This window comes from Methylobacterium sp. NMS14P (assembly GCF_028583545.1).
Taxonomy (GTDB): domain Bacteria; phylum Pseudomonadota; class Alphaproteobacteria; order Rhizobiales; family Beijerinckiaceae; genus Methylobacterium.
The window spans coordinates 2,510,653-2,527,000 of record NZ_CP087106.1; the positions used below are offsets into that span (position 1 = coordinate 2,510,653).

25 protein-coding genes are annotated in these 16,348 nt (G+C 67.4%); 12 read left to right on the forward strand and 13 right to left on the reverse strand.

What is annotated here, in order from left to right; translation table 11 throughout:
* Positions 1-4: 4 nt before the first annotated feature.
* The 13 genes from rpsE to LOK46_RS11955 form a co-directional block, all read right to left on the reverse strand.
* A complete protein-coding gene (rpsE, locus tag LOK46_RS11895) occupies positions 5-592 on the reverse strand; it encodes a 30S ribosomal protein S5 (RefSeq protein ID WP_043355033.1) in 588 nt (195 codons plus the stop codon).
* A gap of 105 nt (positions 593-697) precedes the next feature.
* Positions 698-1,060 (reverse strand): 50S ribosomal protein L18, encoded by a 363-nt coding sequence (gene rplR / locus LOK46_RS11900; protein ID WP_020096279.1) that lies wholly within the window; start codon positions 1,058-1,060, stop codon positions 698-700.
* A 10-nt stretch (positions 1,061-1,070) separates the two neighbouring features.
* Positions 1,071-1,604 carry a 50S ribosomal protein L6 gene (gene rplF, locus LOK46_RS11905; RefSeq protein WP_192711550.1) on the reverse strand — a complete coding sequence of 178 codons (534 nt, stop codon included), beginning with the start codon at positions 1,602-1,604 and terminating at the stop codon, positions 1,071-1,073.
* 22 nt (positions 1,605-1,626) lie between these two features.
* Positions 1,627-2,022: a 30S ribosomal protein S8 gene (gene rpsH, locus LOK46_RS11910; RefSeq protein ID WP_010686178.1), complete on the reverse strand. Its 396-nt coding sequence runs from the start codon at positions 2,020-2,022 to the stop codon at positions 1,627-1,629.
* Between the two features lie 10 nt (positions 2,023-2,032).
* Positions 2,033-2,338, reverse strand: coding sequence for a 30S ribosomal protein S14 (rpsN, locus tag LOK46_RS11915; RefSeq protein WP_010686179.1), 306 nt, complete (start codon positions 2,336-2,338; stop codon positions 2,033-2,035).
* Positions 2,339-2,378: 40 nt separating this feature from the next.
* Positions 2,379-2,945: a 50S ribosomal protein L5 gene (gene rplE, locus LOK46_RS11920; RefSeq protein WP_020096277.1), complete on the reverse strand. Its 567-nt coding sequence runs from the start codon at positions 2,943-2,945 to the stop codon at positions 2,379-2,381.
* Positions 2,938-3,252: a 50S ribosomal protein L24 gene (gene rplX / locus LOK46_RS11925; protein WP_012319178.1), complete on the reverse strand. Its 315-nt coding sequence runs from the start codon at positions 3,250-3,252 to the stop codon at positions 2,938-2,940. Before rplX ends, rplE begins: the two co-directional genes overlap by 8 nt.
* A complete protein-coding gene (gene rplN, locus LOK46_RS11930) occupies positions 3,252-3,620 on the reverse strand; it encodes a 50S ribosomal protein L14 (RefSeq protein ID WP_010686182.1) in 369 nt (122 codons plus the stop codon). Before rplN ends, rplX begins: the two co-directional genes overlap by 1 nt.
* A 409-nt stretch (positions 3,621-4,029) precedes the next feature.
* On the reverse strand, positions 4,030-4,407 hold the full coding sequence (locus LOK46_RS11935; protein ID WP_273563962.1) for a hypothetical protein: 378 nt from the start codon (positions 4,405-4,407) through the stop codon (positions 4,030-4,032).
* Positions 4,408-4,608: 201 nt separating this feature from the next.
* Positions 4,609-5,304, reverse strand: a complete 696-nt coding sequence (locus LOK46_RS11940) for an amino acid ABC transporter permease (protein WP_273563963.1) — start codon at positions 5,302-5,304, stop codon at positions 4,609-4,611.
* Positions 5,301-6,038 (reverse strand): amino acid ABC transporter permease, encoded by a 738-nt coding sequence (locus LOK46_RS11945; protein WP_273563964.1) that lies wholly within the window; start codon positions 6,036-6,038, stop codon positions 5,301-5,303. Before LOK46_RS11945 ends, LOK46_RS11940 begins: the two co-directional genes overlap by 4 nt.
* Before the next feature lie 19 nt (positions 6,039-6,057).
* Positions 6,058-6,861 (reverse strand): ABC transporter substrate-binding protein, encoded by an 804-nt coding sequence (locus tag LOK46_RS11950; RefSeq protein WP_273563965.1) that lies wholly within the window; start codon positions 6,859-6,861, stop codon positions 6,058-6,060.
* A gap of 71 nt (positions 6,862-6,932) precedes the next feature.
* The gene (locus LOK46_RS11955) at positions 6,933-7,247 is read right to left on the reverse strand and encodes a hypothetical protein (protein WP_273563966.1); all 315 of its coding nucleotides are present in this window, start codon (positions 7,245-7,247) and stop codon (positions 6,933-6,935) included.
* Between the two features lie 401 nt (positions 7,248-7,648).
* On the opposite strand from LOK46_RS11955, the gene rpsL reads away from it, so the two are divergent.
* From rpsL to rpsC, 12 genes are all read left to right on the forward strand, one after another.
* Entirely contained in the window at positions 7,649-8,020 is a 372-nt protein-coding gene (gene rpsL / locus LOK46_RS11960; protein ID WP_007557568.1) for a 30S ribosomal protein S12, read from the forward strand.
* A 128-nt stretch (positions 8,021-8,148) separates the two neighbouring features.
* Positions 8,149-8,619: a 30S ribosomal protein S7 gene (gene rpsG / locus LOK46_RS11965; RefSeq protein ID WP_012319183.1), complete on the forward strand. Its 471-nt coding sequence runs from the start codon at positions 8,149-8,151 to the stop codon at positions 8,617-8,619.
* Positions 8,620-8,649: 30 nt separating this feature from the next.
* The gene (fusA, locus tag LOK46_RS11970; RefSeq protein WP_273563967.1) at positions 8,650-10,725 is read left to right on the forward strand and encodes an elongation factor G; all 2,076 of its coding nucleotides are present in this window, start codon (positions 8,650-8,652) and stop codon (positions 10,723-10,725) included.
* A 57-nt stretch (positions 10,726-10,782) separates the two neighbouring features.
* Positions 10,783-11,973: an elongation factor Tu gene (gene tuf, locus LOK46_RS11975; protein WP_012319185.1), complete on the forward strand. Its 1,191-nt coding sequence runs from the start codon at positions 10,783-10,785 to the stop codon at positions 11,971-11,973.
* An 81-nt stretch (positions 11,974-12,054) separates the two neighbouring features.
* A complete protein-coding gene (gene rpsJ / locus LOK46_RS11980) occupies positions 12,055-12,363 on the forward strand; it encodes a 30S ribosomal protein S10 (protein ID WP_043351245.1) in 309 nt (102 codons plus the stop codon).
* Positions 12,364-12,414: 51 nt separating this feature from the next.
* Positions 12,415-13,140 (forward strand): 50S ribosomal protein L3, encoded by a 726-nt coding sequence (gene rplC / locus LOK46_RS11985; RefSeq protein ID WP_020094259.1) that lies wholly within the window; start codon positions 12,415-12,417, stop codon positions 13,138-13,140.
* Positions 13,140-13,760 (forward strand): 50S ribosomal protein L4, encoded by a 621-nt coding sequence (gene rplD, locus LOK46_RS11990; protein ID WP_020094258.1) that lies wholly within the window; start codon positions 13,140-13,142, stop codon positions 13,758-13,760. Before rplC ends, rplD begins: the two co-directional genes overlap by 1 nt.
* The gene (locus LOK46_RS11995; protein ID WP_020094257.1) at positions 13,757-14,053 is read left to right on the forward strand and encodes a 50S ribosomal protein L23; all 297 of its coding nucleotides are present in this window, start codon (positions 13,757-13,759) and stop codon (positions 14,051-14,053) included. The genes rplD and LOK46_RS11995 overlap by 4 nt, the downstream gene beginning before the upstream one ends.
* 25 nt (positions 14,054-14,078) lie before the next feature.
* Positions 14,079-14,915: a 50S ribosomal protein L2 gene (rplB, locus tag LOK46_RS12000; protein WP_273563968.1), complete on the forward strand. Its 837-nt coding sequence runs from the start codon at positions 14,079-14,081 to the stop codon at positions 14,913-14,915.
* Positions 14,916-14,920: 5 nt separating this feature from the next.
* Positions 14,921-15,199, forward strand: a complete 279-nt coding sequence (gene rpsS / locus LOK46_RS12005; protein ID WP_012319190.1) for a 30S ribosomal protein S19 — start codon at positions 14,921-14,923, stop codon at positions 15,197-15,199.
* A 1-nt stretch (position 15,200) separates the two neighbouring features.
* Positions 15,201-15,587 (forward strand): 50S ribosomal protein L22, encoded by a 387-nt coding sequence (gene rplV / locus LOK46_RS12010; RefSeq protein ID WP_012319191.1) that lies wholly within the window; start codon positions 15,201-15,203, stop codon positions 15,585-15,587.
* A gap of 10 nt (positions 15,588-15,597) precedes the next feature.
* A complete protein-coding gene (gene rpsC, locus LOK46_RS12015; RefSeq protein WP_012319192.1) occupies positions 15,598-16,344 on the forward strand; it encodes a 30S ribosomal protein S3 in 747 nt (248 codons plus the stop codon).
* Positions 16,345-16,348 lie beyond the last annotated feature (4 nt).

The window sequence follows — 16,348 nt, forward strand, 5'->3', positions numbered from 1 at the left end:
CCCCTTACGCGACCGCGGCTTCGGACTGGTCCGCCGGGTCGGCATCGCGGCGACGCGACTGGAGCGTCGAAACCTTGATGCCGCGGCGGGCCGCCACGGAGCGCGGGCTGTCCTCGTTCTTGAGCGCCTCGAAGGTGGCGCGCACGAGGTTGTAGGGGTTCGAGGACCCCAGCGACTTGGCGACGACGTCCTGCATGCCGAGCGTCTCGAACACGGCGCGCATCGGACCGCCGGCGATGATGCCGGTGCCCTGCGGGGCCGCGCGGAGGATCACCTTGCCGGCCCCGTGACGACCGTTGACGTCGTGGTGCAGGGTCCGGCCCTCGCGGAGCGAGACGCGGATCAGGCCGCGCTTGGCGGCTTCCGTCGCCTTGCGGATGGCTTCCGGAACCTCACGGGCCTTGCCGTGGCCGAAGCCGACGCGGCCCTTCTGGTCACCGACGACGACGAGCGCCGCGAAGCCGAAGCGACGGCCGCCCTTCACCACCTTGGCGACGCGGTTGATGTGGACGAGCTTGTCCACGAACTCGCTGTCGCGCTCCTCGCGATCATCGCGGCGGCCGCGGCCCCCGCCTTCACGTTCACGTGCCATGTTGTCTACCTGTCCATCTCACTGACGCGGCCGGCGGGGCCGCTCGCTCGATCGGGTTTTCGGATATGCCGGGCGAAGTGGATCCGCCCGGCCCGCCGTCGTGACTTAGAACTCCAGGCCGCCCTCGCGGGCGGCCTCGGCCACGGCAGCGACGCGGCCGTGATAGATGTAGCCGGAGCGGTCGAAGATCACCTTCGTGACGCCCGCGGCCTTGGCGCGCTCGGCGACGAGCTTGCCCACCGCCTTGGCGGCGGCGACGTCGGCGCCGGTCTTGAGTTCGCCCTTGAGAGCCTTGTCGATCGACGAGGCCGAGGCCAGCGTCTTGCCGGCGACGTCGTCGATGACCTGCACGTAGATCTGCTTCGACGAGCGGAACACCGAGAGCCGCGGACGGCCGTTGGCGGCCGCCCGCAGCGCGCGGCGGACGCGCGCCTTGCGGCGATCGAGGGCTTCGAGCTTGCGAGACATGATGCCCTCCTTACTTCTTCTTGCCTTCCTTGCGGAAGATGAACTCGCCCGCATACCTCACGCCCTTGCCCTTGTAGGGCTCGGGTCCGCGGTAATCGCGGATCTCGGCGGCGACCTGACCGACCTGCTGGCGGTTGATCCCGGAGATCGTGATCTCGGTGGGCTTCGGGGTCGCGATCGTGATCCCGGCCGGGATCTCGTACTCGATGTCGTGGCTGTAGCCGAGCGACAGCTTGAGGGCCTTGCCGGCCATCGCCGCACGATAGCCGACGCCCGTGATCTCGAGCTTCTTCTCGAAGCCCTTCGACACGCCCTCGACGATGTTGGCGATCTGCGCCCGCGACGTGCCCCAGAGGGAGCGCGCCGGCTTGGACTGGTTGATCGGCTCGACCGAGATCGCGCCGTCCTTCAGGGCCACGTTGACGAGGGCGGGAACGACGAACGACAGCTCGCCCTTCGAACCCTTCATCTTCACCGTCTGACCGGTGACCGTGGCGGTAACGCCGGCCGGCACGGGGACCGGCTTCTTGCCTACGCGAGACATGGGATAACCTCCTCCGTCCCGATCAGAACACGGTGCAGAGCACTTCACCGCCGACGTTGCGCTCGCGCGCCTCGTGGTCGGCCATGACGCCCTGCGGGGTGGAGACGATGGTGACGCCGAGGCCGTCGGCCACGTGCGGCAGCTCGCCGACCGACGAGTAGACCCGGCGGCCCGGCTTCGAGACGCGCTTGATCTCGCGGATCACCGGGCGTCCGTCGTAGTACTTGAGCTCGATGGCGAACTCGGTGCGGCCGTTGCCGAGGTCGGTCGCCGCGTAGTCGCGGATGTAGCCCTCGGACTTCAGCACGTCGAGGACGCTGGCGCGCAGGCGCGAGCCGGGCGTCTGGACGACGTTGCGACGGCGCAGCTGGCCGTTGCGGATGCGGGTGAGCATGTCGCCCACGGGATCGTTAACCATGGGGACCTCCTTACCAGCTCGACTTGACCAAGCCGGGGATCAGGCCCCGGTTGCCAAGCTCGCGCAGCGCCACGCGCGAGATGCCCATCTTGCGGTAGTAGGCGCGCGGACGGCCGGTCATGCCGCAACGGTTGCGGATGCGGGTGGCCGACGAGTTGCGCGGCAGTTCCGCGAGCTTGAGGCGCGCCTCGAAGCGCTCCTCCATCTCGAGGGCGTCGTTGTTGGCGATCTCGAGGAGCGCCTTCCGCTTGGCCGCAAAGCGCTTCACCAGCGCCTTGCGGGCCTCGTTCTTCTCGACTGAGCTTTTCTTCGACATATCGTCTATCTCCGGTGTCCGCGTCTGAGACCCGAGGGCCTCACTGCCGGAACGGGAACTTGAAGGCGGCGAGCAGCGCCTTGGCCTCGGCATCGGTCTTGGCGGTGGTCGCCACGACGATGTCCATGCCCCACATCTGCTCGGCCTTGTCGTAGGAGATCTCCGGGAACACGAGGTGCTCCTTGAGACCCAGGGCGTAGTTGCCGCGGCCGTCGAACGAGCGCGGGTTCAGGCCGCGGAAGTCACGCACGCGCGGCAGCGCGATGGTGATCAGCCGGTCCATGAACTCGTACATGCGCTGCTTGCGCAGGGTCACCTTGCAGCCGATCGGCATGCCCTCGCGGACCTTGAAGGTCGCGATGGCCTTGCGGGCCTTGGTGATGACCGGCTTCTGGCCGGCGATCAGGGCGAGGTCGCCCGCCGCCACCGAGGCCTTCTTCGAGTCCGCGGTGGACTCGCCGACGCCCATGTTGATCACGATCTTCGTGATCTGCGGCACTTCCATGGGGTTCTTGTAGCCGAACTCTTCGATCAGCTTCTGCCGAACCACCTCGTCGTAGTGCTTGCGCAGCCGCGGGGTGTAGGCGTTCTTGTCGGCCTCAGCCATCGATCTGATCCCCCGTGGTCTTGGCGAACCGGACCTTGCGCCCGTCTTCGAGGATGCGGAAACCCACGCGGGTCGGCTTGCCGTTGGCGTCCGCGACCGCGATGTTCGAGAGCTGGATGGCGGCCTCCTTGGAGATGATGCCGCCTTCCTGGTTCTGGGTCTGCTTCTGGTGCTTCTTCACCAGGTTGATGCCGCGCACGAAGGCCCGGCCTTCCTTCGGCAGAACCTGGATCACCTCGCCCGACCGGCCCGAATCGCGGCCGGTGAGCACGACGACCTTGTCGCCCTTCTTGATCTTGGCAGCCATTACAGCACCTCCGGAGCCAGGGAGATGATCTTCATGTGGTTGCGGGCGCGGAGCTCGCGCGGCACCGGTCCGAAGATACGGGTGCCGATCGGCTCCTTCTGATTGTTGATCAGAACGGCCGCGTTCTTGTCGAAGCGGATCACCGAACCGTCGGCGCGCTTCACGTCCTTGGCCGTGCGGACGACGACCGCCTTCATGACGTCGCCCTTCTTGACGCGACCGCGCGGGATCGCCTCCTTGACGGAGACGACGATCACGTCGCCCACGCCGGCATACTTGCGCTTCGACCCGCCGAGAACCTTGATGCACATCACACGGCGTGCACCCGAGTTATCGGCAACGTCCAGATTCGTCTGCATCTGGATCACGTGCGTGACTCCTTGTTTCAGGCGGGTTTCCGCACACGGACGGTATTGCCCGGCGGACGACGCCTGATGGGGACCTGACGTCCCCGGCTCATGTGTTCGACCGCGCTGGCGATGTCTTGAGACACCGGCGCGGTCACCGCGTTCACGGGGTGCGAGCACCCAACGGAAATGTCGCGAAGGCCGGGCGCATACTACGGGCAGCCGGTGATGGCAAGCCGAGCGGCCGGAAATCGCCGCCGCCGCATAGGGGGGCTGATCCGGTTTCAGGGCTTGTTCGCGGTGCCGCGCGGTTCGATCGCGGCGGCGCCGGCCGGTGCGGCGGTGGGGCCGCCGAAGGCGGGCCCCGACGTTCGACGACCGGCGCGCCCGTCGGCGCACCGGTCGGTTGTCGTTCAGCGATCGGGATCGATCAGATCGGTTGGCCGGCCGTCTCGAACAGGAAGCCGTCGAGGCTCGGGATAGTGACCGAGGACCCGCTCGCGGGCTTCGAGAGGCGCCAGGGCCGCTCCGACCGGGCGCGAATCGCCTCGGACGGGCGAAGCCGCCGCATCAGGCCGTCCTCGCCCACCTCCTCGATCGCCAGGAAGCCGTAGACCTGCAGGCGCGAGGCGGTGAGCTTGAGGCCGCGATCCTCCGCGGCGACGACCATGCTGCCGGTGGCGTAGACGGCGTCCAGGAGGGCGCGCTGCTCACTGCGGCGACGGTTGCGCGCCTCCCGCTCGCCGGGGGGCTGGGCGGGAACCGGCCGCCGGAACGGAACGACGTTGCTGACCGCGACGCAACCCATACGCAACACCCTCGACGCGAACCTGCGGCGGCGACCTGGCCACCCGATGGGCGCGACAATTCGATGGATCGCTTTAATTCTCCGTAGACCGTGCCGGTGCGCGCCTGCCCCGATCCGGTACGCCTTCCACGTGTGCCCGGGTGAATCGGCCGTGTCCCGCGGGCCGGCGCAGGCGCATCGGCCCATCGGCCGGCCGCGCCGTCACTGGGCACGATGCGCCGGTACCTTGCCGGGGCTCGTCACCCAGGAGGCCAGCCCGTCCAGGGAGACGCACAGGGCGCCGTAGACAGCACCGACGAAGAGGAAGATCTCGGCCGGGTAGACCATGGCGCGGTTGTTCACCTGCGCCGCCACGAAGGCGAGTTCGGGCACACCGATCACGTAGGCGAGCGACGTGTCCTTGATGAGCGCGGTCCACTGGTTGACGAAGGACGGCGCCATGGGCCGCAGCGCCTGCGGCAGGATGACGAACTGCAGGGTGCGCCATGGTCCGAGGCCGAGCGCCAGGCCGGCCTCCCACTGGCCGCGGCCGACGCTCGCGATGCCCGCCGCCACCCCGTGGGACAGGTAGGCGCCGCCGACGAGCGACAGCGCCGCCGCGACCGTACCGACCTCGGGGATCGACACACCGAACAGGGTCGGCAGCAGGAAGTAGGTCCAGAAGATCAGCATCACGACCGGCACGGCGCGGAGGAAGCCGAGCCCGGCGGTGAGCGCTGCCCGGGCGGCGCCCGCGCTCATCGCGAGGGCGATGCCGAGGACGAGCCCGAGCGCGGCCGAGGCCAGACCGGACAGGCCGGAGAGAGTCAGCGTCAGGGCCAGCCCGCCGATAGGTCCCTCGGGCCAGGCCCCGACCATCAGGTAGCCGAGATTGTCGACGACGACCGACGGATTCATCGGTGCCGGCCCGGGGGGCGTGAGCGGCGGTCGAGGATCTGCCCGGCCGTCTCCGCCGTGGCCGCCGCGGCAACATAGAGGAGCGTCGCGATGCCGAAGGCCTGGAAGGTCTTGAAGGTCTCAGTCTCCACCTGCCTGGACGCGTAGGACAGCTCCGCGAGGCCGATCGTCATGGTCAGCGACGTGTTCTTGAGCGTGTTGAGGTACTGGCCGACGATCGGCAGCCACGCGACGCGCAGAGCCTGCGGCAGCACGATGTGGCGGAACGCCTGGACGGGCGTGAGGCCGAGGGCGAGAGACGCCTCACGCTGGGCGGGCCGGACGGCCTCGATGCCGGCGCGGAGTTCCTCGGCGATGTAGGCGCCCGCGTAGAGCGTGAGCCCGCAGAACCCGGCCAGGCTCTCGTAGGCGGGCCACCGCAGGGCGCCGAGACCCAGGTCCAGGACGTGCGGCGCGTTGAGCCAGACGGCCACGCCCTGCGGGAGAGCGGCGGCCACCGCGAAGTACCAGACGAAGAGCTGCACCAGTAGCGGCGTGTTGCGGACGATGCCGACGGAGAGGGTGACGACGCCGCGTCCCGCTGGGCCACCCGCCTCCCGCAGCCCGCACGCCGCGAGGCCCAGCGCCGTACCGGCGAGGCAGGTGGCTGCCGACAGGGTCAGGGTCACCCCGAAGCCCTGCAGCAGCCACATGAGGTAGCGTGGCGCGAGCGGATCGCCGAACAGCGAGGCCATCGCTGCCGTGCCGCCCCGGTCAGCTACGGTCCCCGATCCGGAACAGGCGCGGCAGCGGCTGCTCGGTGGTGGGGCCGAACCAGCGGTCGTAGATCGCCGCCGCCCTGCCGCTCGCCTCCAGGCCGCGCAGAGTCTCGTTCACGAGGTCCCGCAGGCGCGCCTCGTCCTTCGGGACGCCGACGCCGATATAGTCGTTGGAGATGCTGAAGGCGGGAATCTCGTAGTTCTGCCGGTCCGGCACCTTCGCGAGCAGCCCGACGAGCTTCGGACCGTCCTGCGTGATCGCCTGGACATTGCCGTTGCGCAGGGCCGTGAAGGCGAAGGGCGTGTCGTCGAAGGCCACCACAATCGCCTTCGGGAAGTCGCGGCGCAGGACGATCTCGTTGGTGGTGCCCTTGTCGGCACCGATTCGGAGCCCGTTCAGCTGCTCCGGCGACGACAGGGTGCCCTTCTTCGCCAGGAACTGCTGGCCGGAGGCGAAGTACGGAATGCTGAAATCGAGCTGCTTCGCCCGTTCGTCCGTGATGGTGAAGTTCGCCAGAACGAGATCGACCTTGCCGGAGGTGAGCAGCGGGATCCGATTCGCCGGGTTGGTCGGCCGAATCTCCAGCTTGACGCCGAGCGTGTCGGCGATGGCCTGCGCGTAGTCGACGTCGAGGCCGGCGATCCGCTTCGTCGCTGGATCGACGAAGCCGAAAGGCGGGTTGCTGTCGAAGGCGGCGACCCGGAGAACGCCGGCCTGTCTGATGTCATCCAAGCGGTCGGCCAGGGCCGGGCCGACCGACAGGAGGGCTGCGAGGGCGAGAGCGAGGAGGCGGCGCACGTGTAGCTCCATAAGACGGTCCGGGATCGGTAAAGGTAGTTGTATTTTAAAGTCTCGCGAGTGTTTCCGGTCTAAATCGCGCTTGTCATGGCTCGGACACAGATATAAATCCATATTGCTTCGGGAACGTCGCGCCGATGAAAGCTGATCGACAGAGATGGCTCGAGTGACGAGCCATGATCATCTTCGGCGCCCCAAGAAATCAACGGAGAAACATTCCATTCTTTCGCCGCCGATGAGTGCGACTGGCCGAATGGTCCGACGGCGACAGAGAAAATTTTCCTGCGCCGCCCGGGTGGCGCCTGGGGCTTCGCCAGCGCGTCGCCCGCGCGTTGCAGCGGCTCGGCTTGTCCGCCCAGGCCCGCGTTGACGCGACCAAGCGCCATGCTCGATAGGAGGCTCTCGGCTCCGGCATCGCCGAGGCTCAGCGATCGCGGCGCGGCGCGCGCCCTTGACCGATCCTTAACCTCCGCCGCGGTGCAGTTTTCTGCCGTAACCGCATTGACCTCACGGACAACCGCGTCTAGAAGCGCGCCACTTCGGACGGCCATCGGCTGCCGACGGCCCTTGGGCAAACCCCCGGAAGCCGCCGCCATCGCCCCGAGCGCTCCGAGGGTTCAAATCGCCTGACGCTGTAAGTCAGATCCGTAGGTACGAGCGCGTTCGTTTCGGGCGTGCTCCTCTGCCCACACCGCGCCGAGGGTCCGTGACAGGCCCTCCGGCGCATATTCGTATTGCGGACTGCCCTGTGCAGTCCGGACTAGGTGACCGAGGAAGAGGGCACAGGATGCCGACGATCAACCAGCTGATCGCCCAGCCGCGGAAGATCCAGCGGAGCCGTAACAAGGTTCCGGCGCTTGACGCTTGCCCGCAGAAGCGCGGCGTCTGCACCCGCGTCTACACGACGACCCCGAAGAAGCCGAACTCGGCGCTCCGGAAGGTCGCCAAGGTGCGCCTCACCAACGGTTTCGAGGTGATTGGCTACATCCCGGGCGAGGGTCACAACCTTCAGGAGCACTCCGTGGTGATGATCCGCGGCGGCCGCGTGAAGGATCTTCCGGGCGTGCGCTACCACATCCTGCGCGGCGTGCTCGACACGCAGGGCGTGAAGAACCGCAAGCAGCGCCGGTCGAAGTACGGCGCCAAGCGGCCGAAGTAAGTTCGGACGCCCGGATATTTCCCGGGCGCCGCTCCGCGTTTCCACGGCCTCGCAAGGATGTCGCCGGCCTCAGGGCTGAGGCGGCCTGCGCGGGGCGCTTAAGATCTTTCGTTCGAGAGTCTCAGAAGATGTCCCGTCGTCACTCTGCCGAGAAGCGTGAGATCATCCCGGACCCGAAGTACGGGGACGTGGTGCTGACGAAGTTCATGAACTCCATCATGTACGAGGGCAAGAAGTCGACCGCCGAGCGGATCGTCTACGGCGCCTTCGACATCGTCGAGAACCGCGCCCGCGCCAACCCGATCGAGGTGTTCCGCGCCGCGCTCGACAACGTCGCCCCGATGATCGAGGTCCGCTCCCGCCGCGTCGGCGGCGCGACCTACCAGGTCCCCGTCGAGGTCCGCACCGAGCGCCGCCAGGCCCTAGCGATCCGCTGGCTGATCCAGGCCGCGCGCTCGCGCAACGACCGCACCATGGTCGAGCGCCTCTCGGCCGAGCTGCTCGACGCCGCGAACAACCGCGGCAACGCCGTCAAGAAGCGGGAAGACACGCACCGGATGGCGGAAGCCAACCGCGCCTTCTCGCACTACCGCTGGTAAGCGGTTCCGCCGTCTCTCAGGAGCAATTCGATGCCCCGCACGCACGCGATCGAGGACTACCGCAACTTCGGCATCATGGCCCACATCGATGCCGGCAAGACCACGACGACCGAGCGGATCCTCTACTACACCGGAAAGTCCCACAAGATCGGCGAGGTCCATGAGGGCGCCGCCACCATGGACTGGATGGCGCAGGAGCAGGAGCGTGGCATCACGATCACCTCCGCCGCGACGACCTGCTTCTGGCGCGACAAGCGCCTGAACATCATCGACACCCCCGGCCACGTCGACTTCACCATCGAGGTGGAGCGCTCGCTCCGCGTGCTCGACGGTGCCGTGTGCGTGCTCGACGGCAACCAGGGCGTCGAGCCGCAGACCGAGACCGTGTGGCGTCAGGCCGACAAGTACGACGTGCCGCGCGTCGTGTTCGTCAACAAGATGGACAAGATCGGCGCCGACTTCTTCAAGTGCGTCGCCGACATCATCGACCGCGTCGCCGGCAAGCCCGTCTGCCTACAGCTGCCGATCGGGGCCGAGTCGAACTTCCAGGGCGTGATCGACCTCATCAAGATGAAGGCGATCGTCTGGTCGGGTGAGGCGCTCGGCGCCAACTTCGACGAGACCGAGATCCCGGCCGACCTGAAGGACCAGGCCGTCGAGTACCGCACCAAGCTGGTCGAGGCCTGCGTGGAGCTCGACGACAACGCGATGGCGGCCTACCTCGACGGTACCGAGCCGGACGAGGCAACCATGCGCACCCTGGTGCGCAAGGCCGTGCAGCTGCGCGCCTTCCACCCGGTGCTCTGCGGCTCGGCGTTCAAGAACAAGGGCGTGCAGCCGCTCCTCGACGCCGTCGTGGACTACCTGCCCTCCCCCGCCGATCGCGGCGAGATCAAGGGCATCGACTTCAAGACCGAGGAAGAGACCGTCCGTCACCCGACGGATTCGGACCCCTTCTCCATGCTCGCCTTCAAGATCATGGACGATCCCCACGTCGGAACGATCACGTTCTGCCGCGTGTACTCGGGCAAGGTCGATACCGGCGCCAACGTCCTCAACTCGTCGCGCGACAAGAAGGAGCGCGTCGGCCGCATGCTCCTGATGCACGCCAACAACCGTGAGGACATCAAGGAGGCCTTCGCGGGCGACATCGTCGCGCTGGCCGGCCTCAAGGACACCCGCACCGGCGACACGCTCTGCGACGCGCAGAAGGCCGTGATCCTCGAGAAGATGGAGTTCCCCGAGCCCGTCATCGAGATCGCCGTCGAGCCGAAGTCGAAGGCCGATCAGGAGAAGCTCGGCATCGCGCTCTCGAAGCTCGCCGCCGAGGACCCGTCCTTCCGCGTCTCCACCGACCAGGAATCCGGCCAGACCATCCTCAAGGGGATGGGCGAGCTCCACCTGGACATTAAGGTCGACATCCTGCGCCGCACCTACAAGGTCGACGCGAATATCGGCCAGCCGCAGGTGGCCTACCGCGAGAAGCTGACCCGCCGCCAGGAGATCGACTACACGCACAAGAAGCAGACCGGCGGCACCGGTCAGTTCGCCCGCGTGAAGTTCGTGGTCGAGCCGAACGAGCCGGGCGCGGGCTTCTCGTTCGAGTCGAAGATCGTCGGCGGCGCGGTGCCCAAGGAGTACATCCCGGGCGTCGAGAAGGGCCTCAACTCGGTCCTCGGCGCCGGCGTGCTCGCCGGCTTCCCGGTGGTCGACGTCAAGGTCGAGCTGATCGACGGCGCCTACCACGACGTCGACTCGTCGGCGCTGGCCTTCGAGATCGCCTCCCGCGCCGCCTTCCGTGAGGCGCTGCAGAAGGGCGGCTCGGTCCTGCTCGAGCCGGTGATGAAGGTCGAGGTCGTCTCGCCGGAAGAGTATACCGGCTCGGTCATCGGCGACCTGAATTCCCGCCGCGGCCAGATCCAGGGCCAGGACATGCGCGGCAACGCCAACGTCATCAACGCGATGGTGCCGCTGGCCAACATGTTCGGCTACGTGAACCAGCTGCGCTCCTTCTCCCAGGGTCGCGCCAACTTCACGATGCAGTTCGACCACTACGAAGAGGTGCCGCGCGGCGAGGCCGACAAGGTCATCGCCAAGTACGCCTGAGGCTCACGCCTCGACACCCCTTCTTCCGCAACATCAATTCGAATTTAGGAGGCTCTGATGGGCAAGGAAAAGTTCTCCCGCACCAAGCCGCACTGCAACATTGGCACGATCGGGCACGTTGACCACGGCAAGACGTCTCTGACGGCGGCGATCACGAAGGTTCTGGCCGAGACGGGCGGGGCGACGTTCACGGCCTACGACCAGATCGACAAGGCTCCTGAGGAGAAGGCGCGCGGGATCACGATCTCGACGGCGCACGTGGAGTACGAGACGCAGAACCGCCACTACGCGCACGTGGACTGCCCCGGCCACGCCGACTACGTGAAGAACATGATCACGGGCGCGGCGCAGATGGACGGCGCGATCCTGGTGGTGTCGGCGGCCGACGGCCCGATGCCGCAGACCCGCGAGCACATCCTGCTGGCCCGTCAGGTCGGCGTGCCGGCGCTGGTGGTGTTCCTCAACAAGGTCGACATGGTCGACGACGAGGAGCTCCTGGAGCTGGTCGAGCTCGAGGTGCGTGAGCTGCTGTCGAAGTACGACTTCCCGGGCGACGACATCCCGATCACCAAGGGCTCGGCGCTGATGGCGCTTGAGGACAAGGAGCCGAAGATCGGCAAGGAGGCGGTGCTGGCGCTGATGGCGACGGTGGACGCCTACATCCCGCAGCCGGAGCGTCCGATCGACATGCCGTTCCTGATGCCGATCGAGGACGTGTTCTCGATCTCGGGCCGCGGCACGGTGGTGACGGGTCGCGTCGAGCGCGGCATCGTGAAGGTGGGCGAGGAGGTCGAGATCGTCGGCATCCGGGCGACCACCAAGACGACGGTGACGGGCGTCGAGATGTTCCGCAAGCTGCTCGACCAGGGCCAGGCGGGCGACAACGTCGGCGTGCTGCTGCGCGGCACGAAGCGCGAGGACGTGGAGCGCGGCCAGGTCGTGTGCAAGCCGGGTTCGGTGAAGCCGCACTCGAAGTTCAAGGCCGAGGCGTACATCCTGACCAAGGAGGAGGGCGGCCGCCACACGCCGTTCTTCACCAACTACCGGCCGCAGTTCTACTTCCGGACCACGGACGTGACCGGGATCTGCACGCTGCCCGAGGGCACCGAGATGGTGATGCCGGGCGACAACGTGACCATGGACGTGGCGCTGATCGTGCCGGTGGCCATGGAGGAGAAGCTGCGCTTCGCCATCCGCGAGGGCGGCCGCACCGTCGGCGCCGGCGTCGTCGCCGCCATCAACGACTGATCCCAAGAGAAGCATCCTTAGCAGGGCGCGGCGGGGTCGAGTCCTCGCACACCCCGCCGTCCCTCTGAAGGTTCCAGGAACATGAACGGTCAGAACATCCGTATCCGCCTGAAGGCGTTCGATCACCGCATCCTCGATGCGTCGACCAAGGAGATCGTCTCCACGGCCCGGCGCACCGGCGCGACCATCCGGGGTCCGATCCCGCTGCCGACGCATATCGAGAAGTTCACCGTCAACCGCTCGCCGCACATCGACAAGAAGTCGCGCGAGCAGTTCGAGATGCGCACGCACAAGCGGGTGCTCGATATCGTCGATCCGACGCCGCAGACCGTGGACGCGCTGATGAAGCTCGACCTCGCCGCTGGCGTGGACGTGGAGATCAAGCTCTGAGTCCGCTGAGGACTTAGAGCTTACCGTTTCATCGCGCGAGGGAGAGAACCTATGCGCTCAGGCGTCATCGCACAGAAGGTCGGCATGACCCGCGTCTTCACGGACGCGGGGGAGCATGTCCCCGTCACCGTGCTCAAGATTGATCAGTGCCAGGTGGTTGCCCACCGCACTGTCGAGAAGAATGGCTACGTCGCGCTGCAGGTCGGCGTCGGCAAGGCCAAGGTCAAGAACGTGTCGGCCGCCGAGCGGGGCCGTTTCGCGGTCGCCAAGGTTGAGCCGAAGAAGAAGCTCGCCGAGTTCCGCGTGTCCGAGGACGCGCTGATCCCGGTCGGCGCCGAGATCACCGCGGACCACTTCATCCCCGGCCAGTTCGTGGATGTCACCGGCACCACGACCGGTAAGGGCTTCGCTGGCGGTATCAAGCGCTGGAACTTCGGCGGCCTGCGCGCCACCCACGGCGTGTCGATCTCGCACCGTTCGATCGGTTCGACCGGCGGCCGTCAGGACCCGGGCAAGACCTTCAAGAACAAGAAGATGCCGGGCCATCTCGGTGTCGAGCGGGTCACCACCCAGAACCTGCGGGTCGTGCGCACCGACCCCGAGCGCGGCCTGATCCTGGTCGAGGGCGCGGTCCCGGGCGTCGCCGGCGGCTGGATCCAGATCCGCGACGCGGTGAAGCGCAAGCTCCCCGCCGACGTTCCGCTGCCGGGCAAGTTCCGCGAGAACGGCGCCTCCGCCCCGGCGACCGAGGCCCCTGCGGCTGAGGAGACCGCGTGATGAAGCTCGATATCAAAACTCTCGACGGTGCCGGTGCCGGCTCGGTCGAGCTGAACGAAGAGATCTTCGGCCTGGAGCCCCGCGCCGACCTTCTGCAGCGCATGGTTCGCTGGCAGCTCGCCAAGCGGCGCGCCGGCACCCACGCCGTGCAGAACCGCTCGGACGTGAACCGGACCCGCAAGAAGCTCTACAAGCAGAAGGGCACCGGTAACGCCCGCCACGGCGCGGCCTCGGCGCCGCAGTTCCGCGGCGGTGGACGCGCCTTCGGCCCGGTGCCGCGCGACCACAGCCACGACCTGCCCAAGAAGGTCCGTGCGCTGGCCCTGCGCCACGCCCTGTCGGCCAAGGCCAAGGCCTCGACCCTGATCGTCGTCGACGACATCAAGATCGAGGATCACAAGACCAAGGGTCTCATCGAGCGCTTCGGCAAGATGGGCCTCTCGAACGCGCTGATCATCGGCGGTGCCGAGGTCGACGTGAATTTCGGCCGGGCCGCCCGCGCCATCCCGCAGATCGACGTGCTGCCCGTGCAGGGCATCAACGTCTACGACATCCTGCGCCGCGACACGCTCGTCCTGACGAAGGCTGCCGTCGACGCGCTGGAGGAGCGTTTCAAATGAGTGCCGATCCGCGCCACTACGACATCGTCGTCTCCCCGGTCATCACCGAGAAGGCGACGAACCTGACCGAGCAGAACAAGGTCGTCTTCCGCGTCGCTCCCAAGGCGACCAAGCCTCAGATCAAGGAGGCGGTTGAGAAGCTGTTCGACGTGAAGGTCACGGCCGTGAACACCCTTGTCACCAAGGGGAAGAAGAAGATTTTCCGCGGCCTCCGCGGACAGCGCTCCGACGTGAAGAAGGCGATCGTGACCCTGGCTGAGGGCCACTCGATCGACGTCACGACCGGGCTCTGAGGACGGGATTTAGGGATCCAAGCCGATGGCCTTGAAGACATTCAAACCGGTCACGCCGAGCCTGCGCCAGCTCGTGCTCGTCGACCGCCGTGAGCTCTACAAGGGCAAGCCGGTGAAGGCGCTGACGGAGGGCAAGTCGTCCTCCGGCGGCCGCAACAATCTCGGCCGCATCACCGTCCGCTTCCGCGGCGGCGGCCACAAGCGCGTGCTGCGCAACGTCGACTTCAAGCGTCGCGAGCAGCTCGGCGTCGCCGCCACGGTGGAGCGGATCGAGTACGATCCGAACCGCACGGCGTTCATCGCGCTGATCAACTTCCCCGACGGGAAGCAGAGCTACATCCTGGCCCCGCAGCGCCTGCAGCCGGGCGACAAGGTGGTGGCCGCTGAGAGCGTCGACATCAAGCCGGGCAACGCCGCTCCGGTCGGCTCGATGCCGGTGGGCACGATCGTCCACAATGTCGAGCTCAAGATCGGCAAGGGTGGCGCGATCGCCCGCTCGGCCGGCAACTACGCGCAGATCGTCGGCCGCGACCAGGGCTACGTGACGCTCCGCCTGAACTCGGGCGAGCAGCGCCTGGTCCACGGTCAGTGCTTCGCCAGCGTTGGCGCGGTCTCGAACCCGGACCACATGAACATCTCGCTCGGCAAGGCCGGGCGCAACCGTTGGCTCGGCAAGCGCCCGCACAACCGCGGTGTGGCGATGAACCCGGTCGACCATCCGCACGGCGGCGGCGAGGGTCGCACCTCGGGCGGCCGCAACCCGGTCACGCCCTGGGGCGTGCCCACCAAGGGGAAGAAGACCCGGTCCAACAAGCGGACCGACGTGTTCATCCTGTCCAGCCGCCACAACCGCAAGAAGTAATCGCTATGGCACGCTCTCTCTGGAAGGGGCCGTTCGTCGACGGCTACCTCTTCAAGAAGGCCGAGGCGGCGCGGGGCTCCTCGCGCTCCGAGGTCATCAAGATCTGGAGCCGCCGCTCCACGATCCTCCCGCAGTTCGTCGGGCTCACCTTCGGTGTGCACAACGGGCAGAAGCACATCCCGGTCTACGTCACCGAGGAGATGGTCGGGCACAAGTTCGGCGAGTTCTCGCCGACCCGCACCTTCCCGGGCCACGCGGCCGACAAGAAGGCGAAGAGGCGCTGAGATGGGCAAGCAAGCCACCCCCCGCGCGCTCCCCGAGAACGAGGCGAAGGCCGTCGCGCGCATGCTGCGCGTCAGCCCGCAGAAGCTCAACCTCGTGGCGCAGATGATCCGCGGCAAGAAGGTCGACACGGCGCTCGCCGAGTTGCAGTTCTCGCGCAAGCGGATCTCCACCGAGGTCAAGAAGTGCCTCGAGAGCGCCATCGCCAACGCCGAGAACAACCACGATCTGGACGTCGACGACCTTGTCGTCTCCCAGGCCTTCGTGGGCAAGGCGCTGGTTCTCAAGCGTTTCCACGCCCGCGCCCGCGGCCGCGGCGCGCGCATCCTGAAGCCCTTCTCGAACCTCACCATCGTGGTTCGCGAAGTCCGCCAAGCCGAAGCGGCTTGAGGAGGATCTGATGGGTCAGAAAGTCAACCCGATCGGTCTCCGGCTCGGCATCAACCGGACCTGGGACTCCCGCTGGTTCGCCAACAAGGGCGACTACGCGAAGCTCATGCACGAGGACGTCGCGATCCGCGCCGCCCTCATGAAGCAGCTCAAGCAGGCGGCGGTCTCCAAGATCGTCATCGAGCGCCCGCACCGGAAGTGCCGCGTCACCATCCACTCGGGTCGTCCGGGCGTGGTGATCGGCAAGAAGGGCGCGGACATCGAGAAGCTGCGCAAGCTCGTCGGCACGATGACCAAGGCCGACGTGACCATCAACATCGTCGAGGTGCGCAAGCCCGAGATCGACGCCACCCTGGTGGCCGACTCGATCGCCCAGCAGCTCGAGCGCCGCGTCGCCTTCCGGCGCGCCATGAAGCGGGCCGTTCAGTCGGCCATGCGTCTGGGCGCCGAGGGCATCCGGATCAACTGCTCGGGCCGTCTCGGCGGCGCCGAGATTGCCCGCCAGGAATGGTACCGCGAGGGCCGCGTCCCGCTGCACACGCTGCGCGCCGACGTCGACTACGGCACCGCCACGGCGTTCACGACGTACGGCACCTGCGGCATCAAGGTGTGGGTGTTCAAGGGCGAGATCCTTGAGCACGACCCGATGGCCCAGGACAAGAAGGCCCAGGAAGAGGGCGGCCGTTCCGGCGGACGCCGTGAGCGCGATGGCGAGGGCGGCCGCGAGCGCGGACGCCGCGAGCGCGAGCACGCGTAAGGTA

What these genes read in the sequence shown, in the direction of transcription:
- LOK46_RS11945 (WP_273563964.1), bottom strand. Translation starts at nt 6,038, where the DNA reads ATGGCCTCGCTGTTCGGCGATCCGCTCGCGCCACGCTACCTCATGTGG.
- rplC (WP_020094259.1), top strand. Translation starts at nt 12,415, where the DNA reads ATGCGCTCAGGCGTCATCGCACAGAAGGTCGGCATGACCCGCGTCTTC.
- rplF (WP_192711550.1), bottom strand. Translation starts at nt 1,604, where the DNA reads ATGTCTCGCGTAGGCAAGAAGCCGGTCCCCGTGCCGGCCGGCGTTACC.
- LOK46_RS11935 (WP_273563962.1), bottom strand. Translation starts at nt 4,407, where the DNA reads ATGGGTTGCGTCGCGGTCAGCAACGTCGTTCCGTTCCGGCGGCCGGTT.
- rpsE (WP_043355033.1), bottom strand. Translation starts at nt 592, where the DNA reads ATGGCACGTGAACGTGAAGGCGGGGGCCGCGGCCGCCGCGATGATCGC.
- tuf (WP_012319185.1), top strand. Translation starts at nt 10,783, where the DNA reads ATGGGCAAGGAAAAGTTCTCCCGCACCAAGCCGCACTGCAACATTGGC.
- fusA (WP_273563967.1), top strand. Translation starts at nt 8,650, where the DNA reads ATGCCCCGCACGCACGCGATCGAGGACTACCGCAACTTCGGCATCATG.
- rplD (WP_020094258.1), top strand. Translation starts at nt 13,140, where the DNA reads ATGAAGCTCGATATCAAAACTCTCGACGGTGCCGGTGCCGGCTCGGTC.
- rpsH (WP_010686178.1), bottom strand. Translation starts at nt 2,022, where the DNA reads ATGGTTAACGATCCCGTGGGCGACATGCTCACCCGCATCCGCAACGGC.
- rpsS (WP_012319190.1), top strand. Translation starts at nt 14,921, where the DNA reads ATGGCACGCTCTCTCTGGAAGGGGCCGTTCGTCGACGGCTACCTCTTC.
- LOK46_RS11955 (WP_273563966.1), bottom strand. Translation starts at nt 7,247, where the DNA reads ATGGCGCTTGGTCGCGTCAACGCGGGCCTGGGCGGACAAGCCGAGCCG.
- rplB (WP_273563968.1), top strand. Translation starts at nt 14,079, where the DNA reads ATGGCCTTGAAGACATTCAAACCGGTCACGCCGAGCCTGCGCCAGCTC.
- rplV (WP_012319191.1), top strand. Translation starts at nt 15,201, where the DNA reads ATGGGCAAGCAAGCCACCCCCCGCGCGCTCCCCGAGAACGAGGCGAAG.
- LOK46_RS11940 (WP_273563963.1), bottom strand. Translation starts at nt 5,304, where the DNA reads ATGAATCCGTCGGTCGTCGTCGACAATCTCGGCTACCTGATGGTCGGG.
- rpsL (WP_007557568.1), top strand. Translation starts at nt 7,649, where the DNA reads ATGCCGACGATCAACCAGCTGATCGCCCAGCCGCGGAAGATCCAGCGG.
- rpsN (WP_010686179.1), bottom strand. Translation starts at nt 2,338, where the DNA reads ATGTCGAAGAAAAGCTCAGTCGAGAAGAACGAGGCCCGCAAGGCGCTG.
- rpsC (WP_012319192.1), top strand. Translation starts at nt 15,598, where the DNA reads ATGGGTCAGAAAGTCAACCCGATCGGTCTCCGGCTCGGCATCAACCGG.
- rplX (WP_012319178.1), bottom strand. Translation starts at nt 3,252, where the DNA reads ATGGCTGCCAAGATCAAGAAGGGCGACAAGGTCGTCGTGCTCACCGGC.
- rpsG (WP_012319183.1), top strand. Translation starts at nt 8,149, where the DNA reads ATGTCCCGTCGTCACTCTGCCGAGAAGCGTGAGATCATCCCGGACCCG.
- rplR (WP_020096279.1), bottom strand. Translation starts at nt 1,060, where the DNA reads ATGTCTCGCAAGCTCGAAGCCCTCGATCGCCGCAAGGCGCGCGTCCGC.
- rplE (WP_020096277.1), bottom strand. Translation starts at nt 2,945, where the DNA reads ATGGCTGAGGCCGACAAGAACGCCTACACCCCGCGGCTGCGCAAGCAC.
- rpsJ (WP_043351245.1), top strand. Translation starts at nt 12,055, where the DNA reads ATGAACGGTCAGAACATCCGTATCCGCCTGAAGGCGTTCGATCACCGC.
- LOK46_RS11995 (WP_020094257.1), top strand. Translation starts at nt 13,757, where the DNA reads ATGAGTGCCGATCCGCGCCACTACGACATCGTCGTCTCCCCGGTCATC.